This window comes from Rickettsia rickettsii (genome assembly GCF_001951015.1).
Classification (GTDB): domain Bacteria; phylum Pseudomonadota; class Alphaproteobacteria; order Rickettsiales; family Rickettsiaceae; genus Rickettsia; species Rickettsia rickettsii.
This window is the reverse complement of sequence record NZ_CP018914.1, coordinates 703,590-728,092: the sequence shown is the minus strand read 5'-3', so window position 1 is coordinate 728,092 and position 24,503 is coordinate 703,590. Positions and strand designations below refer to the sequence as shown.

Here is a 24,503-nt window from a genome sequence, read left to right as displayed (position 1 = left end):
AATGACAGGGTTTGATGCTGGTAAATCTTTTGAGCATTATGTATTCTTAGAATTAATAGCTTATAAATATTTAAACAACAAAAGAGATGAATTATTTTATTGGTGTACTAAAGACCCAATGGAAGTAGAATCAAATATTACCTTATTACGCTCAGTTTGTGGACAGACATATCTCTTTAGCTCATCCCATCTCTGATTCCATTTTTCCCGCTTGCTTTTCAGATTATCAAAATATTCAATCTTTTTGTTTAATTCATTATCATGCATAGTTCATAACTCTTGAGTTTAAACTTGTATTAGCTGTTAAATATGGTGTTGCCAATTTTCTTGATACTTTCTTAAGTTTCTTGAGGAAATCACTATTATAAAGCACTTCATGGTTATATTTTTTGCCAATAGCTACAGTCATACTAGGCAAGCCTAGGGTTAATCCTTCAATATCCTTAAGGGATGTGATCTTGCCAAGAGATGCACGTAACGGCGGTAAATCTTTTAATCGTGGTACTGATCGCATATTAAAATGTTCCCGCGATATTCAGCAATCTGCAAGTGATATACTGAAGTTTTAACAAAGATAAGAGACAAAATATAATGTAGACAGGATTTTTATACTTTTATAAAACAGGTTAGCTATATTTTTTATTCAAAAATTTTTCAGTGCGCGGACACTCCCATTATTGCCATATACTTTTTGAACTAAAAATATACAGATATAAACTGTTAATGAATATGCACATTTATATAATACTTCTTTATAAAATATCGACAAAACTTTACTTGTAGAGAATACATTTACAAAAAATCCTGACATCACAATACCATCTACGACCGCACACATTATTAAACTAGCAAAATTTCTTGTATTCAAAGAACATCTTGGCTTAAGTTGTGAAAATATACTTGTACTACAATATGTTGATAATAATACAGATACAAAAGATGCAAAAACAACTCCTTTAATAACACGACCATGAATATAATAATTGAAGTTCCATAACAAACCAAAACTTACTATTATACATAACGCCACAGCAATCAAAGCTCTCTTTCTACCATATAGCTCAGATATAATATTGGTAGTTATAGCTAAAAACACAAATACTAAAGAACACTGAGATATTTTATTAAAACAATTTAGTAAATAAATGAATACACCAAGTAGTGACACCAATGGTATGTAAAACTTAGCGTTAATATTACTCATACACTTTCCCTTTCTTTTAGATTTAATTTTATCAAATAACACAGATTATTGCTAGTAATAAATAATAAAAAAATGAAAATTTTTAATAATAAGCGATTAATTATCTTTAAAAAAAGTTTACAAAAAGCCCCCTATACTTGATTTTATACCGCATAGCCCCCCTATTGATTCTGTGAGGTTATTTTTGCCAAAAAATGAAAAAAACTGATAAAAATCTTGTAAAAAAGTAGTGACACCAATGGTATGTAAAAACTTAGCGTTAATATTACTCATAACTTTCCCTTTCTTTTAGATTTAATTTTATCAAATAACACAGATTATTGCTAGTAATAAATAATAAAAAAATGAAAATTTTTAATAATAAGCGATTAATTATCTTGAGTGAATTTAGGGCTAGGCTTTCTCGTTACCCACGAAAAAGTTAATCCTTTACAAACCCCCATTACTCTCAAGATTTCTAAGTTCTCTTAGTGCTATATGCTGGTTACATGCTGGTTTTTCCTTAAATGAACAATTATTTATCATTATTACCCTATCGTAATTATTTTCTTCTCAACTAATACAATTAGTTTTATCAAACTATCACTACCAATTTAAATTTTTGTTTTGCTCACGTTTCGTCACTCTAGACTATATTTCTTTAAAACAAACTACCAATTATTGAAATAACATCTTAAAATTTCATAAATACAGACTTGTACAATAGTGTTATTTGTTTTTAACCCCCCCTAGCTAAAATTATAATCCTCTTATAATATGTTGAAAATAGCTTTAAGTGCTATTTCTTTAATGTCCCCTTCGGGGATATAAAATCCCTCGCCTTTAGGCGAAGGGAAGATATAATGAAGTTGCGTAGCAACGAGAAGTTAAAGCTCTCGTTATTTGCCAAAGCCGGTTGACGCATTTCATGCATCAAAGCCAAAGTCATGTAACTTAGCACGGCTTGCTTATTGCGAAAGTAATTATTGGAACGTTGCTTGCTTAGTCTAATCAACAACTTGTTGATAAAACTCAAGTTGAAGTCACGGCCTGATCTCATTCTTAGCACATCGCCATCGTCTTCAGTCAATGGGTGAAACTCCTCTAACTTCTGAGGCAAACCCCAACCTTTAACCTTGCTGGCAATTTTGCTAATCACACCAGCCAATTTTTGTCAAGATTGATTAACCCCTCCACTACCTGCATCATCATCTTTTGAGTCAGAGTCTGACTTACTGCCTGAATCGCTGATTGGAGAGGACTCACTAGAATTTATGGTTGGCATCTTACTTACTGAACTTACCACTCCTTCTGATTGAAAGTTTTGCTCTTCCGTTGATTTACTCTCTTCCAAACTTTGTCCACAATTTTCCTCAAAATTTTTTTTTTGCCATATCTAGATATAGATAATAGATATATTATTATATATACCTATTATATTGTGTGATGGAAAATTTTTTCCGGTTGAGTGGAAATTTTTTTGGGTTAGGTTGAATATTTTGATCTATTGAGTTATGTGTTGTTTCAGATTGCTTTGAAAATTCTTGTTGGTTAGAGTCGCAATTAGTTTTACTACGAAAACTGACAAAATTTTTAAGGAGTTTGATACATTGAATATTAGGACATCTCATATTAGTATAATCAAGGTAGTTGAATAAAAATCAATGAAACCACTGCCTTTCAGTTCTTCTAGACATTGCTTTACCCGTTTTTGACAAACTCCTAGCTTTTGCTCGAAGAAAAGAAAACTTTCCTGTAGTTCTTCTGCTTGCTTACCAAGCTTATTATAAAAATTTATATGAGAAACTATTAACGATAAAAGTTGACGAGAAGTTGTACTTAATCTTTTACCATGGTTATTGTTAAGATTTCGCCACTCAGGTGGAATAAAATTACCCACAAAATTATAAAATATGGTATCATGATTACCAGCAAAATGACCGGGAAAAGTTAACATTTCTGTCATACTCCCTCCTTCTGTAGACCAGTTAGAGGAAAACTTTATAGAGAAATATATGGGGGTAACTTTAGTAAAAAACCATCATACGGGTTTTTTATTAAAATCATAAAAGTCTTAAAAGCCTAGAGGTAATATGGTGGGCGATGGGGGATTCGAACCCTCAACCTTTACGATGTCAACGTAATGCTCTAACCAACTGAGCTAATCACCCTTATAATTTTTTTAATCTTTATATAGTTTTGGGTTTATTGAATTATGGACCTTATAATATTTACAATTAAGATAAGTGTCAATTGATTAGTTCAAGTTATATGTTAAAAAGATTATATTGATAAAAAATAGTTATATTGCATACATTTATTAAAAAAACAGAAAAAAACTCCTAAAACAGCTATTTCAATAACTAAAACTTAAGATTACAGGAAGGTTTTAATGAAAAACTTTGATAAATTTAAAAAAGAGTTATTATCAAACCCCGAAGTAAAAAAAGCTTATGAAGAACGAAAAATGGAATTTGAGATAGCAAGCACTTTAATAAAGGTTCGTCTTGCATCTAATATGACTCAGGCGGATGTTGCTAAAAAAATGTCTAATTCTCAAGCGCAAATAGCAAGAATGGAAAGCGGACATCATATTCCTAATTTCTTAAGCCTTCAAAAATACACTAAAGCTGTAAATCAAAAAATTAATTTGTTGATTACCCCATCATAGGGTGTACTACTAAATCTATATGTAGTTTTTAACCCTTGTTTTTTAAAAAATTCATTAATGTACTAGATTTCAAGCTTTATTTCCATTATTTATAATATTTTATTATTTAGTCTATAATTTTATGGTGGATTTAAAAACTAAAGCCTTTGATATTTCTCAAAATTTCACTATTGCTCTTGACGGTCCTGCGGCTTCAGGTAAAGGGACTATCGGTTTAATACTGGCCAAGAAATTTTCTCTTAAATATTTTCAGTCAAGTATTGTTTATAGGCAGCTTGCGTTTGACTGTATTAGTCAAAAAATAGATGTCACTGATATAGATGCGGTAATTGCTTTATCTAAAGAATTAAAACTCGACAATAATTTTGACTTAGAGAATGAGAATATAGGAAATATAGCATCGCAAATTGCCGTAATAAGTGAAATTAGAAATAATCTAAACAAATACCTGATTAATCTAGTCAAAACAACACCTAGAATGATTATGGAGGGTAGGGATATAGGCACCGTTGTTGCACCGGACGCCGATTTAAAGATTTTTATAACCGCAAATCCTCAAATTAGGGCTGAAAGACGATATAAGCAGTTGCAAGCAAAAGGAAAAACATGTATACTCGCTGAGATTTTACAGCAAATAATTTTGCGAGATAAAAGAGATAAAGAGCGAAAAGCTGCACCGTTATTACCGGCTTCAGATGCTTTAATTATCGATACTTCAAAGCTTTCGGCTATGGAAGTCGTAGAAGAAGTAACAAATTATATAAAGAATAAAATAACTTGAAAAAGTGCTAGGTTATTTTATTCGATTTTATGGCGTTATTGCATGGCTAGTATGTCATTCCCGCGTAGGCGGGAATTCAGCAACTAAAAGGTAAAAACACACTGAATTTTTAATATTAAAAGCTCAATTTCGCTTTTTCTGGATTCCCCGCCTACGCGGGAATGACATAGAACGCTTTTTTTAGCCATGCAAGAGCATCCAATTTTATTAACCTTTCAAAAAAATTTTATTAGCCTAGGCACTTGAGCTAATATTACGAGAAGAATATGTCAATAAAACTAAAACAACGATTTGTTCCACAACTTGCAGCAATGAATCACAAATTTGCAGAAGATTTCTCTAAAATGCTTGAAACCGTTGATACAAGTCATATAAAAGAAAAAACGGTAGTTAAAGGTCAAGTAATCGAAATAAAAAACGATATAATTATTGTGGACGTTGGATTAAAAAATGAAGGTAGAATACCTAAGTCTGAATTTTTAGCTTTACCTGAAGTTGGGGACGTAGTTGAAGTTTTCATCGAGACAATTGAAGGACGTAACGGCAGAACAATATTGAGCCGTGAAAAAGCAGTTAAAGAGGAATTATGGGGACAACTAGAAATCATGTGTTCCAAGGGCGAATTTGTCGACGGTACGATTTTCGGTCGTGTAAAAGGAGGCTTTACCGTGGATTTATCTGGTGTAGTAGCATTCTTACCGGGAAGCCAAGTTGACGTTAGACCTATTAAAGATCCTACTTCTATAATGAATATCAAGCAACCGTTTAAAATTTTAAGTATGGATAAAAAGCTTGGTAATATAGTAGTTTCAAGAAGAGCCATTTTAGAAGAATCACGTTCCGAAGCTAGAGATGAGATGCTATCTAAAATTAAAGAAGGCATGGTATTAGAAGGAACCGTAAAAAATATTACTGATTACGGTGCGTTTATCGATCTTGGAAGTGTTGATGGTTTATTACATTTAACCGATATTTCTTGGGGAAGAGTTAACCATCCTTCAGAAGTGTTAGACTTTAACCAAAAGGTTAAAGTAATGGTTATTAAGTTTGATGAAAAAACCAAAAGAATATCACTCGGTATAAAACAACTTGATTCTAACCCATGGGAAGCAATTAAAGAAGAATTCCCCGTCGGTAAACAAATGACCGGTAAAGTTACAAATTTTGCTGATTACGGCGTATTTATAGAATTAAAAGACGGGCTTGAGGGACTTGTTCATTCAAGCGAAATTAGTTGGTTAAAATCTAATCAAAATCCTAGAAAAACGCTAACTATAGGGCAAGAAGTAGAATTCGTAGTTTTAGAGGTCGATACTGAAAAGCATCGTGTTTCTTTAAGTATTAAACAATGCCAAGAAAATCCTTTAACAAAGTTCGCTGAAAATAATCCTGTCGGTACTATAATTAAAGCACCGATTAGAAATATTACGGATTTCGGTATTTTTGTTGCACTCGGTAATAATATGGACGGCATGATTCATGAAGGTGATATTAGCTGGGAAGATAAAGGAACGGCTCTATTAAAATCATACAAAAAAGGTGACGAAGTAGAATGCAAAGTTCTAGCCATTAATATTGAAAAAGAACAAGTTAGTTTAGGTATAAAACAATTGTCGCCGAATCCATATCAAGAAATCAGTGATGAATATAAAAAAGGCACCATAGTTAAAGCCCTTATAACAGAAGTTAAAGATGAGGGACTCGAAGTATTATTAAACGATAAAGTAGCAGGTTTTATTAAAAGCACTGAACTATCGGATGAAAAAGACGAACAGAAGCCTGAAATGTTTCAAATAGACAAAGAAATAGAAGCAAAAGTGGTTTCTATCGAGAAATCAACCGGTAGAATTTTATTATCGGTAAAAGCTCATAAAATAGCAGAACGTCAAAAAGCTCTCAAAGCATATGGTTCTAGTGATAATACTACCAATATGGGAGATATACTTGCTAATGCTTTAGAAGATAAGAAGTAATAATCTAGTATAAGTCATTGCGAGGAGAAACTGTAAGTTTCAACGAAGCAATCTCAGGAGTTCTATGCTACTTCATGAGATTGCCACGTCGGTTATTAAAATAACCTCCTCGTAATGACGAAAAACTATTTAATTAATCAATTTCAGGAGAAAATATTAATGTCGTATGTACCGATAGTAATTGAACCAACATCACGCGGTGAACGTGCTTATGATATATATTCAAGATTGCTAAAAGAACGTATAATCTTTGTATGTAGTACTGTTGAAGATCATATGGCAAACTTAATTGTTGCACAATTATTGTTTCTTGAAGCAGAAAATCCTAAAAAAGATATATATATGTATATCAATTCCCCCGGAGGAGTTGTAACCGCAGGTCTTGCAATTTATGACACAATGCAATATATAAAACCTAAAGTGGCTACATTATGCATAGGTCAAGCTTGTTCTATGGGTTCACTTTTACTGTGCGGGGGCGAGAAGGGGATGCGTTATAGTTTACCTCACAGTCGTATTATGATCCATCAACCATCAGGAGGTTATAAAGGGCAAGCTACCGATATAGAAATCCATGCTCAAGAAACCCTAAAAATCAAAAGGTTACTTAACGAATTGTATAGTAAACATACTGAACAAGAGTTACAACATATCGAAAAAAGTATGGAACGTGATAATTTCATGTCACCGGAAGAAGCAAAAAAATTTGGATTAGTAGATAATATAATATCGTCCAGAGATGTTATGGCATTGTTAGCAAAATAAAGATTAAATTCTATAGATTTAGTTTTATTATTATAGTATAAGAGAATTAATTTGTTATAGTCAAGTCAGTGGGATTTGCACACCAGAAGCGAGGAGTTAAACCTAACTAATAGGAGAACAACGAATGACGATGCAGGCGAGTCCAAATCAATTGACTATATTGGGGTCATAGCTCAGTTGGTAGAGTGTTTGAATGGCATTCAAAAGGTCGGGGGTTCGACTCCCCCTGGCTCCACCATGTCTTATTGCTGTTTCAATTTATAAATACTTCACACAGTAAACATATCATAAACTAAGGACTTTTTGCTTTCCAAAAAAAGTTAGATAATATTCAAATCTTATCATAATTCCTTTTTAGATTAGTTTTAACTTACTTAGTGAATTAATAAGAGGCTATAAAATGCATAAAGTAATTACACAATTATCAGAAATTAAATTAATTGGTATTACAACAGGCCGGAGAATATAAAGCTCAAAGCGGGGCATTTTAAAGGTAATACAAGTTATTTAATGATAAACAATATATTAACATAAGCTTTACCCCACTTTCTACTTCTCATTTTTTGCTTTTTTTTAAAAAAATGGCTAGAAATGCCACATATAAAACTATGGTGAGATAAGGATATAGAATGGAGCTTAGAATTGATCGAACAAAAATACTCAAGCTATGTTATAGGATATAAGCTAGAAAATAATGAGCCTAAAAATATACACGCTTACATTATAGAAGCAGACTGTACTCCTTTACAATGCTTATGATTTTGCGCGTTCAGACCCATTAATAAACTTACCTTCAAAACTTGCAGCACTTGATTATTTCTTTAATGCTTAGGTGCTGTGGACATTTAATAGAATAATCATAATTATGACTCTTTTTTGCTGCAAATTATAAGTTTTTTTTGAAATATGAATAACTATTCCTTCAAAAATCTTATTAATTTTCGCTAAAAAATACTTCAAAATAAAAAATCAATTAGAAATCTTCACAGAACCTAGATATATTAATATAGATTAAGTGTAAAAAGAATTAGTGAGAAAATGCTAAAAGATCAGAATTTAGATATAGAAAGAAAGCAAGACCATATTGAAATTAATCTTACGCAAAACGTTGAATCTACACTTAAAAGCGGTTTTGAATCTATTCACTTTATTCACAATGCATTACCGGAACTTAACTACGATAGCATCAATACAACTACTACTTTCCTCGGAAAATCTTTACAAGCACCTATCCTAATTTCTAGTATGACCGGAGGCACGACTAGAGCTAGAGATATTAACTATAGACTTGCACAGGTCGCTCAAAAAGCCGGTATTGCTATGGGGCTTGGCTCTATGCGGGTTTTGTTAACGGAACCGGATACAATCAAGACATTTGCAGTAAGGCATATAGCTCCCGATATCCCTTTACTAGCCAATATCGGTGCAGTACAGCTTAATTACGGAGTGACACCTAAAGAATGTCAGTATTTAGTGGATGCTATTAAAGCCGATGCCTTAATTTTACACTTAAACGTGTTACAGGAACTGACTCAGCCGGAAGGTAATAGAAACTGGGAAAAGCTGTTACCTAAGATAAGAGAAGTGGTTCATTACCTCTCTATTCCGGTAATTGTTAAGGAAGTAGGATACGGTTTATCTAAAAAAGTTGCTGAGAGTCTTATTGACGCAGGGGTTAAGGTTCTTGATATTGCAGGGAGCGGTGGGACATCTTGGAGTCAAGTAGAGGCTTATCGTGCTACAAATTCGTTACAAAACCGTATAGCTAGTAGCTTTATTAACTGGGGAATCCCGACTTTAGATTCTCTAAAAATGGTGCGGGAAGTTTCAAAAGATATTCCGATTATTACCAGTGGTGGGTTAAAATCCGGCATTGACGGTGCAAAAGCAATTCGTATAGGAGCTAATATTTTTGGACTTGCCGGTCAATTTTTAAAAGCGGCAGATACTTCTGAAAGCTTGCTTTTCGAAGAGATACAATTGATAATCGAGCAACTTAAAATTACCATGCTATGCACCGGATCACGCACTTTAAAAGATTTAGCAAAAGCAGAGATTAGGTTGTAGTAAAATTTATATTCATAATATATTGGCACCAAATTCAAAAATAACTCTTTCGGCCTTATAATCACTCATTTGAACAAGTTTAATTTCCTCAAGATAAATTACCTTTGGTAAATTCGTTAATGACTTTCCGCCAAAATATTAATGCCAGCTTATTTTCAGAAATAACCACAACTTCCCATAATCTTTTATACATTTGCCAAATTTGCTTAGCTACTTGCCTACCAACTCCTTTATTTTGAAATCTTGCTATAATAAAAAATTCCCCCATATTCCAATCGATTTTATAATGCGTTCCAACCTTATTAAGCAATATAAAACCTGCTATTTCGTCATTTAATTTAATTCAATAGGCTTTCCTATCCGTTTCTATAAAATATTTTTTGTAATTATCAGCGTCATATAAACCATCTCGTGACAATGTCCAATAATATTCATCTGATTCAAACCCACAATAACGCGATATATCATATATATAAAACCGTACCATATTTTGGATTAGAGGATAATCAGCAACGGTTGCAGTGGTTAAACGTATATTCTTTACAGATTCATTCTTCATAACTCTTGTCTTAAATATAATTTAGCCATTTCTCCGGAATTATGATAACCTAGCACTTCATAAAATATATGCGTACTGTCTTTAGCACATCGATAACCAGAAGTAAGATCAACGATTACGAGGCTATATTTTTTTACTATTTCTTCTAAATATTCCATAAGCTTTTTACCTATTTGTTTTCCCCGATAATTCTCATCAATAACTAAAGCTTCAATATGAATTCTAGTTTTATCTGAGGCGAAAAGCAGCGATTTAGACCAAGCAATAAATCCAACTCTTTTATTATCTAAACTAGCTAAAGCAACACCATACCCCTCACGATTTATAAAATTCTTAAAACGTGCTATTAATTCTTCTGAACTAGAAGGATAGCCAAGTTGAGCCATCAAAGGTAAAATATTTGTCATATTATCAGGAGTTGCTAAACTAATATTTACACTACTCATAATTATCCTTTTTCTCTTCGTTTCTTTAACCTAGCTAAATCTTTTGGACTAGGTAAATAGCTTTTTCATTTCGTAGGTAAATTCTTCGGTTAATTTAAGTTTAAATTTACCCGTTTTTAATTCAATAACAACATAGCATTTAAGTTTAACATGATAAAAAACTAAATCTAAGTAATAATCCTCTCCTTCTAATTCTATAGGTATGGATTACCTATAAATGCAAAATCTTGACTGAGTTCTAATAAAAAATCCTTAATATTATCTATTAGCTTATTTTCTAGTTCTCGTTCTAAAATATTTGCTTTAATATCTAGAAATTCTAAATTATAAGGATTTTTTATAATTGATTTTGCTAAATCAGACTGCATTGCCGGTAAAGTATGTCCAAAATTATTTATACTTTTTCCTGATCTTGCGTATAAATTGCTTTTAATTTGCAAGGTTAGTACGTTACGTGACCAACCGTTTTCTATAGTTTGTGCATACATACCAAAGCCTTTCAGTATGATTTTTAACTTTTGAGACAATGACTATATGATATCCCCAGGGAATTTCTCCAACAGGCTGTTGGGGGATGTGTTCATCGTTATATTCTTCAGCAAATTGCCTCATATAAGAAATATTTTATTTTGATAAGATCATCTTTTCATTTCAGGAAATTCTTTTAATAAGTCTTTAGAAAAATTTTCTATAACTTTTGCTCCCCACTTCTCAAGCTTTTGACGTTTAATTATTTGAAAACCAATATTTCAATATAGTTTTATCAATTCTTTATTTACGCTTAAATGTGCACGAATTCGTATTTGCTTGATTTCTAGCTTCAGATTCTCAATTAAATCGTAGTATGATTTGTAATCTAAAATATTATTCATTTACTCAATATTATTTGTATGCTCTAAAATCTTCTCTGCTAAAGCACTTGCCGTTAGATCACTAACATCTATTTCTAACAAATGAGAATGCGTTATATTAATTAACTCTGCGTTTCCTTCAATACTCAAAGATTTATAACACAAAACTCTATCGGGCCTTTGTATTCGTTTATTATTTTCCTCTACTGAAATAAGTAGTTTTACCGGTACAACAAGAGAGTCACGCTGCAAAGCCATATTTTCTACTTGCTTAAAAAGCTTATGATCACCTTAATTATCTTCTAAGACATTGGTTAATAATTATTATATGGCTTTTTGGTTATTTAGGTATATGTTAAATATTGCTGAATATCATAGAAAGTACTAAAAAACACAAAATTTCCTTTCATATATCCTTTAGTGTTTTATAATGGCATACAAAAATAATACTGCTCCTTTAAATTTATGGGCATTATTTGAAAATAGTGAATTAGTAAAAGCTACTTGTATTAATGATTATCAGCTAATTAATGTTCATGAAATTCCTGATGAAAAATTGACAGAAAATACTTGGTCAGGAATTTTATAATTTTTTATGAAGCACATTCATACACGAGATTTGTTAAAGAGATGGTAAGAAATAGCAGACCTTTTAACTATATTTGCTGAGGTTAATATAGGGATTGATTATATAGAGTTAATTTTATTCTACATTTTGACCAAACTCGGTCAAAATGATATAATAGAAATAGCAAAAATACTTAAAGCACAATATAATATAGCCAAAAATTTAATCACAGCTGGTGTAAAAACTGATTTAATAGCTACCTCAACCGGATTAAAGAAGGAAGAGGTTGAAAAACTTAAATAAATTACTTATACATGTATTTATTATCATTTATATTAGGAGGATTAAATGCATTACTCCGTCAATTACATTTATCAATTCGCTCTATAGAGTTTTATAAAGATGTATATAAAAACTATCAAGGGTACGGAATAAGATATGTATTTACCTTATCTTTTATTCCATCAATAATTTATTGTATTTTTATATTAAATTACCTAATAACTTTAAAAGATTATTTTAACGGAATACAATCATCAAAAGTTACAGCCAACATTGAATATATTATCAATCAATTACCGGAAATTAAATATAATAATTCAAACATTTCAGTTGAAGAAGTAGAGCCTATATATTTATATAGCAAGAATAACAATAAAATAGTCGTCATTGATACAAAAAATCAAGTTTCTAACAAAGAAAAAAGCAAAATACCGTTTGTACTTGAAGAGAATAAGCTGAAGATAAATTTAATTGTAGCCAATACTAAGAAAAATTTCCCAAGTACTATTAACTATTCTGAGATATTCAAGCAAAATGAAGTAATTTTAACTCCTGAAATAATAAAAAAATATTTTGCCGATCATTTATTATATGCCCCCAATTTATTTATTTATTTCGGTATGCCGGCTATTATATTATTTTGGTTTGTAACATTCTTATTAGAGAGAAGTATTATAGTTTTGTTAGTATATAGCTTAGCTAATTTACTTACTACTAAAACTTCAATACAAACTTCTATAAGGTTAGTAATGTTTTCAAGCGGAGTCCCGATAATATTACAACCGGTTATTATTATATTAATACCGGAATTAAGCATATTATTACAGCTACTACAAATGTTTACAACTTGTTTAGTATTTGTCGCTATTTGGCAAATTAACAAGAACCTATCGCACTATATGTAAGAAAAATCAGTTATCATATAATATGTGATTTTAAATCCTCAATTTACTAAAAAAATAGCCTATTATTAAAAAAATAAAAGTTTTTATTGTTAAAATGAAACCTAAAGTTATTTTTTTATAAATTTATTTAAATGGGTAAGAACAAAAAAGAAAGTAAGGTTTGCAGAAGAGCTGCAAGTTAAGGAATTTTCACAAGATAAAGAAGCAACAGAAGTAGACCTTATAAGAGGAAGAATAATTAATATTTATGATAAAGGTGGCTACTTAAAGCTGGATCAATTGGTAATTCATGAACGAGAAGCTATTGGAGTAAAAAATGTTGAAGTAAAGAGCAATCTAAATTTCTTTCAACAAATTTTCGCTGCAGTAGGTCTTATAAAGGACACAAAAACAATCAAAGAAGCATTTACTTATACTATCGGCTATACAAGGAATATTAAAGGATAACGGTCAATTTATTAATAATTCTGAAGAAATTAGAAAATTTGTTGATAAAAATAGAGATATTCAAATTGCAGATATTGACGGTATCGGTATTGGTAATTTAAATCATCAGGGTAAAATACAAATTAATTCATAAGTAATGAAAAAATTATTCTTTATAAGGATGGTCAATTAGCTGCTATTGCAAGAAAAGGTCCACTTATAAATCAAGAAGGAGAGCCTTTATACAAAGATAACTTAGTCCAAAAAGATAATAAAGTTTATCTAGTTGGAGATGTCAGAAGAAATATTGATACACCTTTTAGAGATCCCAAAACTAGAGCTAGAGATAATTGGAATAGATTAATAAAGAAATTTAAGCATGCTTTAATACCGGAACATGAGTTAGGAAAATGAAACGATGCAATAGTAGATTCTGTAAGAGTTAAAGTAGTTCATCCCAATCCAAAACTTGCAGAACATCATCTTCAAGAAATAGCTCAAGGTAAACAAATATGGGATGGGCATAAATTTAAAATATTACGTATGGGACCAGAAGAAAAAAATCACCAATTATTCTATGATACCTCCTCTCAAAGATTACTTGATGCTAACGGTACAGTAGCTTCTACTATCGGTAAAGAAAGTAAAAGCATGAATAATGTTCAAGCATTTGTAATGGGAGAGGATGGAACAATTTATATGGGTACTCATAAAAATCAATATTTGCCAAATACTAAAAATCTTGTTCAAGGTTCATTTTTAAGTGGAAAGCCTGCGGAAGCAGCAAGAGTTATAGGTATAAATGATAGGGGAAAATTGATTACCTTCGTAATAATAGCGGTCATTATCAACCTGAAGCTTTAGATATGTACTGTGCTGTAAAAAAATACAAGAAACTATGCCCGGTGCTTTAGATAAAAATTGTCAAATCGATATTCAAGGGCATCTCGAATACTTGTTACTGATTTTGTAAAAAATATGGAAACCAAAGTAGGTTTCAGAAAAAATGCTAAAACTCATTATGAAAAACTAAGAGAGGCAAGAATAGAGAAAATTAAAAATTATCAAACTAATTTAAAAAATATTGCTGCTTCTTCAAAACCTAAAGCTAGAAATAGAACAACAAACAGAGGGCGTGGATAATAAATTAACTATTTATAATTATGTCATTCCTGCGAAAGCAGGCATCCAGCTAAATGTCATACTCCAGCATTGTTGCATGGATTGGTAAAACCCATTATGTCACCTAGTTCGCTTGACCACTGGGACCATAAAAATAATTTAAAGTACTAATATTTAATTGGGTCCCGCTACAAGCTTGCGGGATGATGACAAAACAATTTTGGATTCCCGATTCTAGCTAGGAATGATATCGAAGGTGTTTTTTGCACCATGCAACAACGTCCCTAGGTAATGTTGGATTAACACTTATTTATAATATTCTCTCCTTCTTTTCTACTGCTACTAGTTTTTACACAATTAAATTTTAGTTTATATTAACAAGCTAATTTTTTATTAAATAATATAATTATATACTTGACTAAATTACTTGGGTATTGTAGATATTAAACAATTTTAAGTTTTAATAGGTTGGTTATATGATGCTGACGACTAAAGGAAGATATGCCGTAATGGCAATACTTGAAATGGCTTCAAAATCAAGTGCCGAACCGGTCACTTTGAATGAAATGTCCGTAAAACAAAATATATCACTTAACTATTTAGAGCAGATATTTTCTAAACTTAAAAAAGCTGATCTAGTTAAGGCTATTAGAGGATCGAAAGGTGGGTATATTTTAATCGGTAACCTAGAAGAAATAAAAATTTCCGATATTATGGACGCCGTTAACGAAAATTTTATAATGACTACCTGCTATAAGAAGTCAGTTAAAACTTGCGTGCCTGATACAATAAAATGTAATTCGCATAAATTATGGCAAGGTCTTGGTAAGCATATTAGAGATTATTTTGAAAATATCTCAATTAAAGATGCTTTAAACTCAAATTTAAATATATGATATATTTAGACCATAATGCTACTACTTTTATCGACCCTAGAGTTAAGGAATTCATAATAAGTTTAATGGACAAGGCGCTTAACCCTTCATCAGCACATAGCTCAGGTAGATTTGCTAAGAATCTCATAGAAACGGTACGCGCACAAATAGCGACGGCTCTTGGTATAACCTTATCATCTAGAGAATATGATATTACTTTTACTTCATCAGGAACTGAAGGTAATAATTTAATAATGAAAAATTTTTATGACGGCGATATTTTTATTTCAGCTATTGAACATTTATCGATCTATAACCATATAAACTACGCTCCAAATATTAAAGTTATAAGTGTTAATACGCAAGGGCTAGTTGATTTAGAACATTTAGAAGAGTTGTTAGCTCAAAGTAATACTAGTAAAAAACTAGTTTCCATAATAATGGCTAATAATGAAAGCGGAGTTTTACAAGATATAGCTGAGATAGGTAAAATAACTAAAAAATATGAGGCAAAATTTCATAGCGATTTAGTGCAAGGTTTTGGCAGAATACCAATAAATATCAAAGCATTAGGATTAGATTTTGCTACAATTTCAGGGCATAAAATAGGAGGGGGGCAGGGTGGTGCTGCTTTAATTTCTAGCTCTAATTTTCAAGTTACTCCAATGATTATAGGAGGAGGGCAGGAAAAATCAGTACGCTCAGGCACTGAAAATGTTTTAGCAATTGCAGGATTTGGTTTAGCTTCTGCATTGAGGACAGACAATATCTCAGAAAATTATATAAAAATCAAAAAGTTACAAGAAAATTTAGAGCAAAAATTAAAAAAATATCCTAATGTAAATATTGTTAGTAATAACGTAGCTAGGTTGCCTAATACTACCTTAATTACTATACCAAATACGGATGCACAAGCGAAATTAATCGGGTTTGATTTACATAATATTTGCGTAAGTTCCGGTTCTGCTTGTTCATCAGGAAAAATATCTAAATCACATGTATTAACCAATATGGGTGTAGGGGAAGAAGAAGCAAAATCTTCGATTAGGATATCTTTAAGCCATACTAATACGGTAAGTGATATAGAGGCTTTTATAGAGGCTTTTGAGGAGATTTACGATGTCATTCCTAGCTAAAAGCTACGTTGTTGCACGGCTCGGTTTATGTCATTCCCGCGAAAGCGGGAATGACATCGATGACTGTTTAAACTATACCAAAACATGCATTAATTTAACCATATGACCCCACAATTAAACAATTTAACCTTACCGATATATATGGATTATCAGGCAACGACTCCAATAGATCCAAGAGTAATGGAGGCAATGTTGCCTTATTTTACTACCAAGTTCGGCAATCCTCATTCACGCAGCCATTCTTTCGGTTGGGAGGCAGAAAACGCCGTTGAAGAGGCAAGGAGTATGGTAGCAAAGTTAATAGGAGCGGATACTAAAGAAATTATTTTCACTTCCGGTGCAACTGAGTCTAACAATCTTGCAATAAAGGGAATAGCAAAATTTTACAGCAATAAAAAGAATCATATTATTACCGTAGTCAGTGAACATAAATGCGTACTTGATGCTTGCAGGCATTTAGAGCAAGAAGGTATAAAAATCACATACTTACCGATTAAGCCAAATGGAATAATCGATTTAGAAACTCTAAAAAATGCCATTACAGATCAGACTATGTTAGTTTCAGTTATGGTGGTTAATAATGAAATAGGTGTTGTTCAGCCTTTAAAGGAAATCGGGAAAATTTGCCGTGAAAAGGGCGTTTTTTTTCATTCCGATATTGCTCAAGGTTTTGGTAAAATTCCAATTGATGTTAACGCATTTAATATTGATCTTGCCAGTATCTCAGGGCATAAAATTTACGGTCCGAAAGGAATAGGTGCATTATATGTAAGGAAAAAACCTCGTGTGCGTATTACACCGCTCATAAACGGTGGCGGGCAGGAGAGAGGTATGCGTTCAGGTACGCTACCGACTCCTTTAATCGTAGGGCTTGGCATGGCTGCTGAAATAGCGTATAGTGAGATGGAAAAAGATACTAAGCACGTAAATTACTTATTCGACAGATTTTTAAATAATATACATAAGCGAATTTCAGAAGTTTATTTAAACGGCGATAAAAATCAAAGATATAAAGGTAATTTAAATTTAAGCTTTGCCGGAGTTGAAGGAGAATCAATGATCCTTGCCATTAAAGATTTAGCGGTTTCCTCCGGTTCTGCTTGTACTTCTGCCTCTTTAGAGCCGTCATATGTTTTACGTTCTATTGGAATCGGTGAAGAGCTTGCCCATACTGCAATTCGGTTCGGCATAGGTAGATTTACTACCGAGCAGGAAGTTGACTACGCAGTAAATTTAATATGCTCAAAAATCGATAAACTAAGGGCATTAAGCCCTCTTTGGGAAATGATGCAAGAGGGAATTGATTTGAAAAAGATTAAATGGGCTGTACATTGAGAATATCGGCATTGCGAGCAGCCGTAGGCTGCGTGGCAATCTTGTCAAATATCCTGAGATTGCTTCGTCAAAACTTACAGTTTTTCCTCGCAATGACGGCTCAGGTATTCACACAAGTATAACATACAAAACCAAATTTTAGAGAATAACAATGGCTTATAGCAAAAAAGTGATAGATCATTATGAAAATCCTCGTAATGTTGGATCGCTTGATAAAGAAAATAAAAATGTTGGTACAGGACTAGTTGGAGCTCCTGCTTGCGGTGACGTTATGAAGTTACAAATCGCAGTTGATGATGACGGGATTATTACAGATGCTAAATTTAAAACATTCGGCTGCGGTTCAGCTATTGCTTCAAGTTCTTTAGTAACGGAGTGGGTTAAAGGAAGATCGGTAGAAGATGCCGAGACTATTAAAAATACCGAAATAGCAAAAGAATTGTCACTTCCACCGGTCAAATTACATTGCTCACTACTTGCTGAAGATGCAATAAAAGCAGCTATAGCCGATTACAAACAGAAAAAAGAAAGCAAAAAAGACTCTTAAAATATGAAAAATGTTATTTCATTAACCGATTCTGCTGCAAAGCAAGTAAAATTGCTAATAGAAAAACGCGCCAAGCCTACCTTTGGTATTAGGGTAGGGGTTAAGTCAGGCGGTTGTGCCGGTCAGACTTATTACGTGGAATATGCCGATAGTAAAAATCAATTCGATGAAGTAGTTGAAGAAAAGGGCGTACGGATACTAATCGACCCAAAGGCATTAATGTATATTCTAGGTTCTGAAATGGACTATGTAGAGACTAAATTCAAATCCCAATTCACTTTCACCAATCCTAACGAAAAAGCTAATTGCGGCTGCGGCAAATCTTTTAGCGTGTAACGCTTTATAATCAATAAAGGTTTTAAAATATGTTTAACTGGGTTTATAATAAAATATTCTCTTAAAAGCACTAGAGGAAAGAATTGATTTCTTTTCTACGCTTAATACAGAAGAAAAGGAAAAAAGAAGGGCTGAAATTAGACTTATGAGGGATGCTGATATCAAAAATGATAAAAAGTCTATTCTAGAAGCAATAGTAAAAAAGGACAAATTATTTTAGAACCCTATACGGAAATACCTTTAAAAGAAAGTTGGCTATTTAATCACAAAAAGGTTTTAACGCAATTAAATAATGGTATTAAAGATTCTGCTAAAGGGCAAGTTAAATTTATAGAAGATTTCAGTAAATATTTAGATGATGACTTTGAAAATTCTTTTTACTATTCAAGCTAGTAAAGATTTGGAAGAACTCGAAAATAATAAAGGATTAGAAAAACGTTTAAAAGCAGTAAAAAAACACTGGCATATCTACAGGCAAACCCTCGTCATCCTAGTTTCAATACCCATAAACATAAAAATCTGTTAAAGGACATAACGGAGAAGAAATATTTAAAGCTTATGCTGAAAATAATATTCCTGCTGCTTATAGAATTTTTTGGTATTATGGACCAAACAAAGATAATATCACACTATTCTAGCAATTACAGCACATCCATAAAAAGTCAATTGCAGTTGACTATTACACCAATAGCTTTATTTTAAGAAAAATCATGCACATCACCGGCAAATGAAATCCCCCAGCCTACTGCGATATGATTAGGATCGCGTATATTAGTATATTTAACTAAATCCTGAACAGGAGTATCCATAATTTGTGAAATTTTTGATAAAGCATCTCCTGATTTCACTGTATAAACTTTAGCGGTGCGATTTGGCATATTAACTCCTAAGATTATTTTTGATAGCTTAAAAAGCTATCAATCTTTTGTTTAGAAATCAAGAGTAAAATAATTATAGTTTTAACTATTGCTAAAAATCATTATTTCAGCTATGTTAAAGCTGTTTCTTTAAATTAGATTAATATGTCACAGAAATTAGGTTTCTGGGCGGTTTTTGCCTTAGTAACCGGCAGTCAAATCGGTACTAGCGTTTTTATCTTGCCGTTAAGTTTAGCACCGTTCGGTATATACAGCATTTGGGGCTGGGTACTTTCATTATTCGGTGCTATGAGTATAGCACTTGTATTTTCTACCCTTTGTGCAAAATTTCCTAAAACAGGAGGTCCGCACGTTTATGTACGGGAAAATTTTGGGGATAAAATAGCTTTTTTCACCGGTTGGACTTACTGGATTATATCCTTTGTCAGTACAAGTATAGTAGTCATTTCGGCAATAGGTTATCTAACGCCTTTTTTTAAATCACAAGCGATTTCAGACTTAATATTACAGATCATATTATTAGGTGCTATTATGGTTTTAAATTTAAAAGGTCCTGAAGTAGCAGGAAAAGCAGAGTTTTATTTAACTCTCTTAAAATTTGTTCCATTGCTTATAGTAGGTTTATGTGCTTTATCACATTTTAATATAGATAATATAACTATTGCCGAGGAAGTAGAGAATTTAAGCATTCCGAGCATTATGGGCAGAGTTGTACTTCTTACTTTTTGGGGATTTATTGGCATAGAATGTGCAACTACCACGGCAGGTGCAGTAAAAGATCCGGCAAAAACCATTCCACGAGCCATAATAGTTGGAACTTTTTGCGTAGCAGTGTTATATATTATTAATAGCATAGGTATAATGGGATTAATCCCTGCTTCTGAACTTGTCAGTGCTAAAGCTCCTTATGCCGATGCCGCTTCATTATTATTCGGGGGTAAATGGTCAAGCGTAATTACGGTTATAGCCTCGATTATATGTATAGGTACGCTCAATGCTTGGGTGCTAACTAGCGGACAGATAGCTCTTGGGCTTGCAGAAGACGGTTTATTACCGAAATTTTTTGCTAAGAAAAATAGCAATAACGCTCCAACTCACGGAATTATTGTAAGCTGCCTTGGCATTGTGCCGTTATTAGTCTTTACGGCAAATGATAATTTGGCCAAACAGATTACACAAATAATAGATTTCTCGGCCATCACATTCTTATTCGTCTATTTAATTTGTAGCTTAGCTTTTTTAAAGGTGATTTTTAGCTCAAAAGAAAATTTTTCTTATTATTATTTACTTATAGCTATAATATCGATTGTCTTTTGTGCATGGGTTATCTATGAAACACCTGTTAAAACTCTTATTATAGCTAGTTCTTTTACTATCTTTGGTATTCCTTTGTATTATGGATGGTATAAATGTCATTCCCGTCTATGAGCGTTACCTAGCTGGATGCTGAGCCGTCATTGCAAGCGACTGCAAGGAGCGTGGCAATCCAGAAAAAATAATAAAAAAATTCTGTAAATCAGAATTTTTTAACTGGATTGCTTCGTCAATTACTTAAGTAATTTCCTTGCAATGACGGCTCAGCCTCCAAGCGGGCAAGAGCACGACATAAGAGATATAAACAGAGATATAAACATGACAAAAATCCGCATTAATCTGCTTAGAAATTTATTCACAGAATATGATATAGACGGTTATATAATTCCGTCTAACGATAAATATATGAGTGAATATGTTCCAAGCTATGCAAAGAGACTTGAATATATAACAGGTTTTACTGGTTCAAACGGTATAGCTATTATATATAAAGATACAGCATTATTCTTTACCGATGGACGTTATTTAGAGCAAGCAAATAAAGAGCTGGATTTAGAGCTTTTTAAACTTTTTGACTTAAAAGATATATCTAAGTTTGGTAAAGATGCAAAAATAGGATACGATTCTGAATTATTTACTTATCCCACTATATCAAATTTAAAGTTCAATTTTCAGAAGATTAATGGAAATTTAGTTGATAAGATTTGGCCAAATCAGCCGCTAGAGCCAAACTCTAAAGTTTATTTGTATGATATTAAGTTGGCGGGCGTTAGTCATACTGATAAAATAAGTAAATGTCGTGAAATTTTTTTGGATTCCCGCTTTTGCAGGAATGACACCGAGCAATCTGCCTTAGTCATTCTCGATAGCTCCTCCATATGTTGGTTACTAAATTTGCGTGCCAGTGACGTTGCTTATACGCCTTTAATGTTTGCAAAAGTTATACTCACTTCTACACAATTATATTTGTTTATAAATCCTACAAGAATCGATGCCGAAATTATTAATGCTCGTCCTGAAATAACGATTTTACCGGAAGAAGAATTTGAAAATATTTTAAGAGATAGCAAGAATAAACATCTTTCCAAACCAGCTTATAGAATTTTTATTGATGATACTATAGCATCTGTTCATATAATGGACTTAGTAGCTGATAAAAAAGTACAAAAAATTACCGATCCATGCTTAATGCTTAAAGCTTGTAAGAACGATGTAGAAATTCAGCATGCAATCGATTTGCATATTAAAGATGCAGTAGCTTTATGTGAATTTTTTGCTGATTTTTCTCAATGTCATCCCCGTGAAAACGGGGATCCAGAAAAACATAATAACGAATTGACCGAGTATTCCCTCGGTTTAAAGCTTACAGAGCAACGAGCTAAACAAGAGGGATATGTTTCGGATAGTTTTCCTGCTATTTGCGGATTTCAGGAAAATAGTGCTATTATTCATTATAGAGCTGACCAAAAAACTGCTAAAAAAATTGAAGGGCAGGGGATATTACTGATAGATTCTGGCGGTCAGTATCAAGGTGCTACTACCGATATAACTAGAACAATAGTAATAGGTACACCGACAGATGAGCAGAAAAAGCGTTATACGCAAGTACTTAAAGGACATATTGCTTTAGCTAAAGCAAAATTCCCAAAAAATATCATCGCAGGAGCTAATCTTGATATACTCGCTCGGCAATATTTATGGCAAGAAATGCTAGATTATCCACACGGTACAGGGCATGGGGTAGGGAGTTTCTTAAGTGTTCACGAAGGACCGCAAAGCATAAATCTTCTTAATAAAACAATACTTAAAGCAGGTATGATCTTATCTAATGAACCGGGGTTTTATGTTCCTGGAAAATATGGTATTAGGATTGAGAATTTGATGTATGTAAAAGAAAATAATGGATGGCTTGAGTTTGAGACCTTAAGCCTAGTGCCTTATGCTAGTAAATTGACTGATATGAAACTACTTAATATTGATGAAATAAACTATATCAAGGAATATTATAACAAAATTAGAGCTAAAATTTATGATTTATTATCCACGCAAGCGAGGAATTGGCTTAATAATGAAATAAATTTATATTGTAATTGACGTTTCTGCTATTTATTGGTATAAGGTCTATTTCTACTTTTCTACATTGGGACGTCGCCAAGTGGTAAGGCAACGGTTTTTGGTATCGTCATCCGGAGGTTCGAATCCTCCCGTCCCAGCCATTTGATGTTAATTTTATATTTTTTTCTACATTGGGACGTCGCCAAGTGGTAAGGCAACGGTTTTTGGTATCGTCATCCGGAGGTTCGAATCCTCCCGTCCCAGCCATTCGTCAATTTTCAATAATTAATTAAGTAATTGTTGTTCTATAATCTATATTATGGAAAATAAAATGGTGCATTCGATTGGATTTGAACCAACGACCTTTGCCTTCGGAGGGCAACGCTCTATCCAGCTGAGCTACGAATGCAAATAACTAATAAGAGCGATCCAACATAAATTTAATAATCGAAAACAAATAGTCTTTATAAATATTCTGAACCGGAATTTTATTTAATAACTTACTTGCTGCATTTTCTAAGTTACTCAAATAATTAACTGTTTCATTGTAAATTTCATGCTTTACCATTAAGTCATGTATTTTTACAAAGTCATCTTTAGTACGCTTATCACATTTAATTATATTTTCAAGCCAAAGCTGCTTATCTTGCGCTAACTTATTATATAAAAAAATCAGCGGTAACGTAACTTTTCCTTCTAAGAAATCATCGCCAATATTTTTGCCTACCTGTTTATCATTACCCAAATAATCAAGCAAGTCATCTATAACCTGAAATATCGTACCGAGTAATTTCCCAAAGTCCTGCATATCTTTAGAAATATGGTCTACCTGCTCTGCTATAATAGTTCCAACTGCACAAGCAGTTCCAAATAGTTCGGCGGTTTTAGATTTAACTATTTGCTGATATTCGTCTATAGTTATAATACGTCGTTCATTTAACTTCACTAGCTGTACTACCTCCCCTTCGGAAATAATTGCTGAAGCTTTAGCTAGAACATGCATAGCTTTAATAGAGCCGGAAGCTACCATTAACTTAAAAGACTGACTAAAGAGGAAATCACCCACTAAAATACTTGTTTTACTGCCCCAAATAACGTTAGCCGTAGGTTTGAATCTTCTTAAAGTACTGTCGTCTACCACATCATCATGAAGCAATGTGGCGGTGTGAATGAATTCAACGGCACTTGCGAGCTTTATATGATTATCGCCTTTATAATCAAACATTTTAGCAGTTATTATAGTTAAAAGCGGACGAATTCTTTTACCTCCTGCTTCTAGTAAATATTTACCGACCTTTTCTATTAACTCTTCATCACTTTTTAAACAGCTAATGATTAAATTGTTTAACTTAGTTACTTCATCTTTTAAATCTTGCTGTATTTTTACTATAATATTCATGGTTGGTATTTTTATACTCGTGCCAAAAT

At 32.5% G+C, this 24,503-nt stretch carries 30 protein-coding genes, 5 tRNA genes and 1 pseudogene; 22 read left to right on the top strand and 14 right to left on the bottom strand.

What is annotated here, in order from left to right:
• Position 1: 1 nt before the first annotated feature.
• Complete coding sequence (locus BTU51_RS04375) at positions 2-196, top strand: hypothetical protein (protein WP_012150931.1); 195 nt, start codon at positions 2-4, stop codon at positions 194-196.
• Between the two features lie 63 nt (positions 197-259).
• Here the strand turns inward: BTU51_RS04375 and BTU51_RS04370 are convergent, their stop codons facing one another.
• The 5 genes from BTU51_RS04370 to BTU51_RS04345 form a co-directional block, all read right to left on the bottom strand.
• Positions 260-514 (bottom strand): hypothetical protein, encoded by a 255-nt coding sequence (locus BTU51_RS04370; RefSeq protein ID WP_012150929.1) that lies wholly within the window; start codon positions 512-514, stop codon positions 260-262.
• Between the two features lie 129 nt (positions 515-643).
• On the bottom strand, positions 644-1,204 hold the full coding sequence (locus BTU51_RS04365; protein WP_014362924.1) for a VUT family protein: 561 nt from the start codon (positions 1,202-1,204) through the stop codon (positions 644-646).
• A gap of 1,153 nt (positions 1,205-2,357) precedes the next feature.
• Positions 2,358-2,537: a hypothetical protein gene (locus BTU51_RS04355; protein ID WP_012262431.1), complete on the bottom strand. Its 180-nt coding sequence runs from the start codon at positions 2,535-2,537 to the stop codon at positions 2,358-2,360.
• Between the two features lie 273 nt (positions 2,538-2,810).
• Positions 2,811-3,149: a protein kinase family protein gene (locus BTU51_RS04350; RefSeq protein ID WP_012262430.1), complete on the bottom strand. Its 339-nt coding sequence runs from the start codon at positions 3,147-3,149 to the stop codon at positions 2,811-2,813.
• A 128-nt stretch (positions 3,150-3,277) separates the two neighbouring features.
• A tRNA-Val gene (locus BTU51_RS04345) sits at positions 3,278-3,354 on the bottom strand.
• 221 nt (positions 3,355-3,575) lie between these two features.
• Between BTU51_RS04345 and BTU51_RS04340 the strand changes: the two genes are divergently transcribed.
• The 6 genes from BTU51_RS04340 to fni all read left to right on the top strand — a co-directional run bounded on the left by BTU51_RS04340 (position 3,576) and on the right by fni (position 9,440).
• The gene (locus tag BTU51_RS04340; RefSeq protein WP_012150926.1) at positions 3,576-3,854 is read left to right on the top strand and encodes a helix-turn-helix transcriptional regulator; all 279 of its coding nucleotides are present in this window, start codon (positions 3,576-3,578) and stop codon (positions 3,852-3,854) included.
• A 121-nt stretch (positions 3,855-3,975) separates the two neighbouring features.
• Positions 3,976-4,635: a (d)CMP kinase gene (gene cmk / locus BTU51_RS04335; protein ID WP_012150925.1), complete on the top strand. Its 660-nt coding sequence runs from the start codon at positions 3,976-3,978 to the stop codon at positions 4,633-4,635.
• Between the two features lie 266 nt (positions 4,636-4,901).
• Positions 4,902-6,608: a 30S ribosomal protein S1 gene (locus BTU51_RS04330; protein ID WP_012262429.1), complete on the top strand. Its 1,707-nt coding sequence runs from the start codon at positions 4,902-4,904 to the stop codon at positions 6,606-6,608.
• Positions 6,609-6,767: 159 nt separating this feature from the next.
• Positions 6,768-7,373, top strand: coding sequence for an ATP-dependent Clp endopeptidase proteolytic subunit ClpP (clpP, locus tag BTU51_RS04325; RefSeq protein ID WP_012150924.1), 606 nt, complete (start codon positions 6,768-6,770; stop codon positions 7,371-7,373).
• Positions 7,374-7,535: 162 nt separating this feature from the next.
• Positions 7,536-7,611 (top strand) — tRNA-Ala (locus BTU51_RS04320).
• 800 nt (positions 7,612-8,411) lie between these two features.
• Positions 8,412-9,440 carry a type 2 isopentenyl-diphosphate Delta-isomerase gene (gene fni, locus BTU51_RS04310; RefSeq protein ID WP_012150923.1) on the top strand — a complete coding sequence of 343 codons (1,029 nt, stop codon included), beginning with the start codon at positions 8,412-8,414 and terminating at the stop codon, positions 9,438-9,440.
• 88 nt (positions 9,441-9,528) lie between these two features.
• Here fni and BTU51_RS04305 read toward each other — a convergent pair whose 3' ends face one another.
• The 6 genes and pseudogenes from BTU51_RS04305 to BTU51_RS04275 all read right to left on the bottom strand — a co-directional run bounded on the left by BTU51_RS04305 (position 9,529) and on the right by BTU51_RS04275 (position 11,554).
• Positions 9,529-9,750, bottom strand: coding sequence for an acetyltransferase (locus tag BTU51_RS04305; RefSeq protein WP_014362361.1), 222 nt, complete (start codon positions 9,748-9,750; stop codon positions 9,529-9,531).
• 33 nt (positions 9,751-9,783) lie between these two features.
• Positions 9,784-9,999 (bottom strand): hypothetical protein, encoded by a 216-nt coding sequence (locus BTU51_RS04300; protein ID WP_014362360.1) that lies wholly within the window; start codon positions 9,997-9,999, stop codon positions 9,784-9,786.
• Positions 9,996-10,445 carry a GNAT family N-acetyltransferase gene (locus BTU51_RS04295; RefSeq protein WP_012150922.1) on the bottom strand — a complete coding sequence of 150 codons (450 nt, stop codon included), beginning with the start codon at positions 10,443-10,445 and terminating at the stop codon, positions 9,996-9,998. Before BTU51_RS04295 ends, BTU51_RS04300 begins: the two co-directional genes overlap by 4 nt.
• A gap of 48 nt (positions 10,446-10,493) precedes the next feature.
• A pseudogene (locus tag BTU51_RS09270) lies at positions 10,494-10,813 on the bottom strand (PDDEXK nuclease domain-containing protein).
• Positions 10,814-10,895: 82 nt separating this feature from the next.
• Positions 10,896-11,057 carry a DUF1016 N-terminal domain-containing protein gene (locus tag BTU51_RS04280; RefSeq protein WP_075807913.1) on the bottom strand — a complete coding sequence of 54 codons (162 nt, stop codon included), beginning with the start codon at positions 11,055-11,057 and terminating at the stop codon, positions 10,896-10,898.
• A 260-nt stretch (positions 11,058-11,317) separates the two neighbouring features.
• Positions 11,318-11,554, bottom strand: coding sequence for a hypothetical protein (locus BTU51_RS04275; RefSeq protein WP_012150920.1), 237 nt, complete (start codon positions 11,552-11,554; stop codon positions 11,318-11,320).
• 172 nt (positions 11,555-11,726) lie between these two features.
• On the opposite strand from BTU51_RS04275, the gene BTU51_RS08585 reads away from it, so the two are divergent.
• The 11 genes from BTU51_RS08585 (at position 11,727) to BTU51_RS04230 (ending at position 18,828) form a co-directional block, all read left to right on the top strand.
• Positions 11,727-11,885 carry a transposase gene (locus tag BTU51_RS08585; protein WP_012150919.1) on the top strand — a complete coding sequence of 53 codons (159 nt, stop codon included), beginning with the start codon at positions 11,727-11,729 and terminating at the stop codon, positions 11,883-11,885.
• Between the two features lie 126 nt (positions 11,886-12,011).
• Entirely contained in the window at positions 12,012-12,167 is a 156-nt protein-coding gene (locus BTU51_RS08580) for a hypothetical protein (protein ID WP_012150918.1), read from the top strand.
• A gap of 11 nt (positions 12,168-12,178) precedes the next feature.
• Positions 12,179-13,051: a DUF1189 family protein gene (locus BTU51_RS04265; protein WP_012150917.1), complete on the top strand. Its 873-nt coding sequence runs from the start codon at positions 12,179-12,181 to the stop codon at positions 13,049-13,051.
• Between the two features lie 279 nt (positions 13,052-13,330).
• On the top strand, positions 13,331-13,498 hold the full coding sequence (locus BTU51_RS09265; RefSeq protein WP_230453732.1) for a hypothetical protein: 168 nt from the start codon (positions 13,331-13,333) through the stop codon (positions 13,496-13,498).
• Positions 13,499-14,020: 522 nt separating this feature from the next.
• Positions 14,021-14,341 (top strand): hypothetical protein, encoded by a 321-nt coding sequence (locus BTU51_RS04255; protein WP_230453534.1) that lies wholly within the window; start codon positions 14,021-14,023, stop codon positions 14,339-14,341.
• A gap of 114 nt (positions 14,342-14,455) precedes the next feature.
• On the top strand, positions 14,456-14,620 hold the full coding sequence (locus BTU51_RS08575) for a hypothetical protein (RefSeq protein WP_012150916.1): 165 nt from the start codon (positions 14,456-14,458) through the stop codon (positions 14,618-14,620).
• A gap of 455 nt (positions 14,621-15,075) precedes the next feature.
• The gene (locus tag BTU51_RS04250) at positions 15,076-15,495 is read left to right on the top strand and encodes a Fe-S cluster assembly transcription factor (RefSeq protein ID WP_012150915.1); all 420 of its coding nucleotides are present in this window, start codon (positions 15,076-15,078) and stop codon (positions 15,493-15,495) included.
• A complete protein-coding gene (locus BTU51_RS04245; RefSeq protein WP_012150914.1) occupies positions 15,492-16,610 on the top strand; it encodes a cysteine desulfurase family protein in 1,119 nt (372 codons plus the stop codon). Before BTU51_RS04250 ends, BTU51_RS04245 begins: the two co-directional genes overlap by 4 nt.
• A 102-nt stretch (positions 16,611-16,712) precedes the next feature.
• Positions 16,713-17,945: an IscS subfamily cysteine desulfurase gene (locus BTU51_RS04240; RefSeq protein WP_012150913.1), complete on the top strand. Its 1,233-nt coding sequence runs from the start codon at positions 16,713-16,715 to the stop codon at positions 17,943-17,945.
• A gap of 151 nt (positions 17,946-18,096) precedes the next feature.
• Positions 18,097-18,492 (top strand): Fe-S cluster assembly scaffold IscU, encoded by a 396-nt coding sequence (iscU, locus tag BTU51_RS04235; RefSeq protein WP_010977348.1) that lies wholly within the window; start codon positions 18,097-18,099, stop codon positions 18,490-18,492.
• Positions 18,493-18,495: 3 nt separating this feature from the next.
• Positions 18,496-18,828 (top strand): iron-sulfur cluster assembly accessory protein, encoded by a 333-nt coding sequence (locus tag BTU51_RS04230; protein WP_004998325.1) that lies wholly within the window; start codon positions 18,496-18,498, stop codon positions 18,826-18,828.
• Between the two features lie 698 nt (positions 18,829-19,526).
• Here BTU51_RS04230 and BTU51_RS04220 read toward each other — a convergent pair.
• A complete protein-coding gene (locus BTU51_RS04220; protein ID WP_012262425.1) occupies positions 19,527-19,706 on the bottom strand; it encodes a LysM peptidoglycan-binding domain-containing protein in 180 nt (59 codons plus the stop codon).
• A 144-nt stretch (positions 19,707-19,850) separates the two neighbouring features.
• On the opposite strand from BTU51_RS04220, the gene BTU51_RS04215 reads away from it, so the two are divergent.
• From BTU51_RS04215 to BTU51_RS04200, 4 genes are all read left to right on the top strand, one after another.
• Positions 19,851-21,134: an APC family permease gene (locus BTU51_RS04215; protein WP_012262424.1), complete on the top strand. Its 1,284-nt coding sequence runs from the start codon at positions 19,851-19,853 to the stop codon at positions 21,132-21,134.
• A gap of 141 nt (positions 21,135-21,275) precedes the next feature.
• A complete protein-coding gene (locus BTU51_RS04210) occupies positions 21,276-23,114 on the top strand; it encodes an aminopeptidase P family protein (RefSeq protein ID WP_012150911.1) in 1,839 nt (612 codons plus the stop codon).
• A gap of 47 nt (positions 23,115-23,161) precedes the next feature.
• A tRNA-Gln gene (locus BTU51_RS04205) sits at positions 23,162-23,236 on the top strand.
• Between the two features lie 31 nt (positions 23,237-23,267).
• Positions 23,268-23,342, top strand: a tRNA-Gln gene (locus tag BTU51_RS04200).
• A gap of 65 nt (positions 23,343-23,407) precedes the next feature.
• Here the strand turns inward: BTU51_RS04200 and BTU51_RS04195 are convergent.
• A tRNA-Arg gene (locus BTU51_RS04195) sits at positions 23,408-23,484 on the bottom strand.
• Between the two features lie 6 nt (positions 23,485-23,490).
• Positions 23,491-24,474 (bottom strand): polyprenyl synthetase family protein, encoded by a 984-nt coding sequence (locus tag BTU51_RS04190; RefSeq protein ID WP_014362358.1) that lies wholly within the window; start codon positions 24,472-24,474, stop codon positions 23,491-23,493.
• Between the last annotated feature and the right edge of the window lie 29 nt (positions 24,475-24,503).